Raw genomic sequence first — 4,407 nt, 5'->3', positions numbered from 1 at the left:
GTCTAATTTGTCTAATGTTAGTTGTAAGGCTTTTAATTTTGCTTCTTTTTCTGTGCTCATAATAATTAATTTTTCGTAAAAATACAGAATTTTTTTATTGCAACAAATTTTGTTTGTAAGTTTCTTGTTGCATTTCAATTAAAAATAATTTTATCTTTGCTACCGAATTCTTCCATTTAGAATTTGTTTATTTATTTCTTTAAGTCGTGATAATCACGGCTCTAACCTTAAAATGTTTATAGCATGCAACTGTACAACACCTTAAGCGCGGAAGAAAGAGCCAAGTTAATTGACCAAGCCGGTCAACGTTTAACGCTTTCTTTTTATGCGTATGCCAAAATTGAAAATCCAACACAATTTAGAAATGATTTGTTTTTGAAATGGAACAAATTAGATGCCTTAGGCCGAATTTATGTCGCTACGGAAGGGATTAATGCGCAAATGTCTGTTCCAGCAGAAAATATTGATGCTTTTAGAGAAACGCTTGAAGCCTACGACTTTATGAAAGGCATTCGATTGAATATTGCCGTAGAACACGATGATCATTCATTTTTAAAATTAACGATAAAAGTACGTCACAAAATTGTGGCTGATGGATTAAACGATGAAACGTTTGATGTAACTAATAAAGGCGTGCATTTAAACGCGCGAGAATTCAATAAAATTTTAGAAGACCCAAATACGATTGTAGTTGATTTTAGAAATCATTATGAAAGTGAAATTGGCCATTTTACAGGCGCTATTACCCCAGATGTTGAAACCTTTCGTGAAAGTTTACCAATTATCAACGAGCAATTAAAAGACTTTAAAGAAGATAAAAATTTAGTGATGTATTGCACGGGCGGTATTCGTTGCGAAAAAGCCTCTGCTTACTACAAACACCAAGGGTTTAAAAACGTTTTTCAGTTAGAAGGCGGCATTATAAACTATGCCAAACAAATTAAAGAAGAAGGTTTAGAAAGTAAATTTATTGGTAAAAACTTTGTATTCGATCACCGTTTAGGCGAACGAATTACAGACGATATTATTGCGCAATGTCACCAATGTGGCGAACCTTGTGACACACACGTAAATTGCGCCAACGAAGCGTGTCATTTATTATTTATTCAGTGTGATTCGTGTGCCGAAAAAATGGAAAATTGTTGTTCCGCAAGTTGTGTAGAAACCATTTATTTGCCATTGGAAGAACAAGAAAACCGCAGAAAAGGGTTAAAAAACGGAAATATGATTTTTCAAAAAGGGAAATCACCGGCTTTAACATTCAAACAAAATTCGGAAAGAAATATTTTTGAAGAAATTGCTCAAAAACCGGTAAAAGTTTCTGCGGTTACCCAAATTAGAAAGCGAAAATTATCGACAGAAAGAAAAATATATATTGGCAAAGGCCAACATTATTTTACCAAAGCACAAGTAGGTCAATTTTTAATTGAAAACCAAGAATTAAAAACAGGAGATACTATTTTTATTTCAGGCCCTACAACTGGAAACGAAAAAATGCAAGTGGGTACAATGTTAATTAACGGCACTGAAAACACCGTAGCAAAACCTGGCGATAAAGTAACTTTTGTAGTGCCATTTAAAATTAGAGAATCAGATAAAATGTATAAAATATAACCACCAGTTATAAGAAAAAATTAGCCTGTTACTTCATTAAGATGTAGCAGGTTTTTTTGTTTGTAAAAACTTGAAAAACCAAAAGTTTAAATTCAGTTAAAAAAATGCTATCTTTACGCTCAAAATAACATTTGAAAAGTAGTTTCAATTTTTTTGAGGCGATCAATATATATAAATTATGGCATGTACAAGTTGTTCAACTTCCGATGGTGGTGCACCAAAGGGGTGTAAAAATAATGGGACTTGCGGCACCGATAGCTGCAATAAATTAACGGTTTTCGATTGGTTAGCCAATATGACTTTACCAGGCGGTCAAGCACCGTTTGATTGTGTAGAAATACGTTTTAAAAACGGAAGAAAAGAATTTTTTAGAAATACCGAAAAACTTACGTTAAGCATCGGCGATGTAGTGGCTACAGAAGCTTCTTCAGGTCACGATGTAGGTTTGGTGTCTTTAACTGGCGAATTAGTTCGCGTTCAAATGAACAAGAAAAACGTAAAAGACAACGCCGAAATCCCTAAAGTATACCGCAAAGCGACTCAAAAAGATATTGATATTTGGCATGGCGTAAGAAATAAAGAAGACGCCATACAGGTTCGTGCGCGTGAAATTGCCATAGCGATTAAATTAGAAATGAAAATTTCGGATATCGAATTTCAAGGTGATGGCTCAAAAGCGACGTTTTATTATACTGCAAATGACCGTGTCGATTTCCGACAATTGATTAAAGAATACGCAAGTGAGTTTAAAATTCGTGTTGAAATGAAACAAGTGGGTTTCCGTCAAGAAGCCGCTCGTTTAGGCGGAATTGGTTCTTGTGGACGCGAATTATGTTGCTCGTCTTGGTTAACCGATTTTAGAAGCGTAAATACTTCAGCCGCTCGATACCAACAATTATCCTTAAATCCACAAAAATTAGCAGGACAATGCGGAAAGCTTAAATGTTGTTTAAATTACGAATTAGATACGTATTTAGACGCACTAAAAGGCTTGCCAGATATGGATACAAAATTGCTTACCGATAAAGGTGATGCGTATTGCCAAAAAATTGATATTTTTAAAAATTTAATGTGGTTTTCGTACGCAAACGCACCAGCGCATTGGCACACGCTAACTGCAGAAAAAGCAAAAGAAATTGTAGCGATTAACAAACAAGGTAAAAAAATCGCACAATTAGAAGACTTTGTAGAAGAAGTTTCATCAGTTAATGTGGAGAAAAAATTCGAAAATGTGGTGGGACAAGATAGTTTAACACGATTTGATCAACCTAAGAAAAAATCGAACAATAATAATAAAAGAAAAAAGAAACCGTTTAAGAAAAATGAACAATAATTTTTTTAAAATACTAAGTCTTTTCTTGCTTTTTATTGTAATTTCTTGCGATAAAAAACAGGTTTTTGATGAATATTATGCGTTTGACGGTACGTGGAAAAAAAATAAAAAAGCCACGTTTACTTTTGAACAAAAAGACACCGCAAGCGTGTATAATTTATTTTTAAACGTTAGAAATAACAACGACTATCCGTATAACAATTTGTTTTTAATTGTATCGTTAAACCAGCCAAACGGTAAAGTAATTGTAGATACTTTAGAATATCAAATGGCGAATCCAGACGGCACTTTATTAGGTACTGGTTTTTCAGACGTAAAAGAAAGCAAGTTGTGGTACAAAGAAAATTATAGTTTTGAAAAACCTGGAAAATATACGTTAGAAGTTGAACACGCTGTAAGACAAACAGGCAAAGTACAAGGCGTAAAAGACTTAACCGGTATTACAGATTTAGGATTTAGAATTGAAAAAAGAAAATAAAGAAAAAAATGGCAACTAACAACACCCAAGTCAGTTATTCAGATTACGTTAGAAAATTTTGGAAATTATTCGGCTACACATTTGGTGGCGTATTATTATTTTTTCTTTTGGCATCGTGGGGATTTTTCGGAAAAATGCCTTCATTTGACGAATTAGAAAATCCAGATACCAATATCGCTACAGAAATTATTTCTTCTGATGGCGTAACGTTAGGTAAATTTTATAAAGAAAACAGAACGCCGGTTAAATATCAAGACTTACCAAAGCATTTAGTAGATGCATTAGTAGCTACAGAAGACGAACGTTTTTACGAACATTCTGGTGTAGATGCCAGAGGAACGTTAAGAGCCATTTCGAGTTTAGGAGCAAGTGGTGGCGCAAGTACCATTACGCAACAATTAGCCAAAAATTTATTTCATGGCGAAGGGTCTAAATTTTTACCATTTCGTATCATTCAAAAATGTAAAGAATGGATTATTGCTACAAAATTAGAACGTCAATATACCAAGCAAGAAATTATAGCCTTGTATTTAAATAAGGTCGATTTTGTAAATAGTGCAGTTGGAATTCGTTCGGCATCAAAAATTTACATGAACAAAGAACCAAAAGATTTAACATTAGCTGAAAGCGCTTTGTTTGTGGGGATGCTTAAAAACCCAGCATTGTTCAATCCTACCAAAGAAAAAAGAAAGGAAAAAGTTTTCAAACGCAGAAATACCGTTTTAGACCAAATGGTAAAAAACAAGTATTTATCGGAAGCAAAGGCAGCAGAATTAAAGCGAATTCCTGTAAAAATAAATTTCAAACCAGAAAGTCACGCCGAAGGAACCGCTACCTATTTTAGAGAATACTTACGTGAAAGTTTGAAGCCAATCATCAAAGCCATTGAGGACGAAAAAGGAGAAGAAATTGACCTTTACACCGCCGGTTTAAAAATTTATGTTACAGTTGATTCGCGTATGCAACAGTATGCTGAAGAAGC

Annotated in this window: 4 protein-coding genes; all 4 read left to right on the top strand. The window is 34.0% G+C overall.

From position 1 onward, the window contains the following. Window positions 1-243 precede the first annotated feature (243 nt). Entirely contained in the window at window positions 244-1,614 is a 1,371-nt protein-coding gene (locus ACIQ11_RS08990) for a rhodanese-related sulfurtransferase (RefSeq protein WP_396154302.1), read from the top strand. Between the two features lie 178 nt (window positions 1,615-1,792). Next, on the top strand, window positions 1,793-2,947 hold the full coding sequence (locus ACIQ11_RS08985) for a stage 0 sporulation family protein (RefSeq protein WP_396154301.1): 1,155 nt from the start codon (window positions 1,793-1,795) through the stop codon (window positions 2,945-2,947). After that, the gene (locus ACIQ11_RS08980) at window positions 2,937-3,425 is read left to right on the top strand and encodes a gliding motility lipoprotein GldH (RefSeq protein ID WP_396154300.1); all 489 of its coding nucleotides are present in this window, start codon (window positions 2,937-2,939) and stop codon (window positions 3,423-3,425) included. The genes ACIQ11_RS08985 and ACIQ11_RS08980 overlap by 11 nt, the downstream gene beginning before the upstream one ends. Window positions 3,426-3,433: 8 nt before the next feature. After that, the coding region (locus ACIQ11_RS08975; protein WP_396154299.1) for a transglycosylase domain-containing protein at window positions 3,434-4,407 on the top strand (974 nt) is incomplete at its 3' end.

The sequence above is a fragment of the Flavobacterium sp. genome (genome assembly GCF_044361065.1).
Taxonomy (GTDB): domain Bacteria; phylum Bacteroidota; class Bacteroidia; order Flavobacteriales; family Flavobacteriaceae; genus Flavobacterium.
The sequence above is the reverse complement of the archived record's forward strand: the minus strand, read 5'-3'. Positions and strand labels throughout refer to the sequence as shown.

Excerpts from the sequence above, each read along its gene's own strand:
- ACIQ11_RS08990 (WP_396154302.1), top strand. The coding sequence starts at position 244 with ATGCAACTGTACAACACCTTAAGCGCGGAAGAAAGAGCCAAGTTAATT.
- ACIQ11_RS08980 (WP_396154300.1), top strand. The coding sequence starts at position 2,937 with ATGAACAATAATTTTTTTAAAATACTAAGTCTTTTCTTGCTTTTTATT.
- ACIQ11_RS08985 (WP_396154301.1), top strand. The coding sequence starts at position 1,793 with ATGGCATGTACAAGTTGTTCAACTTCCGATGGTGGTGCACCAAAGGGG.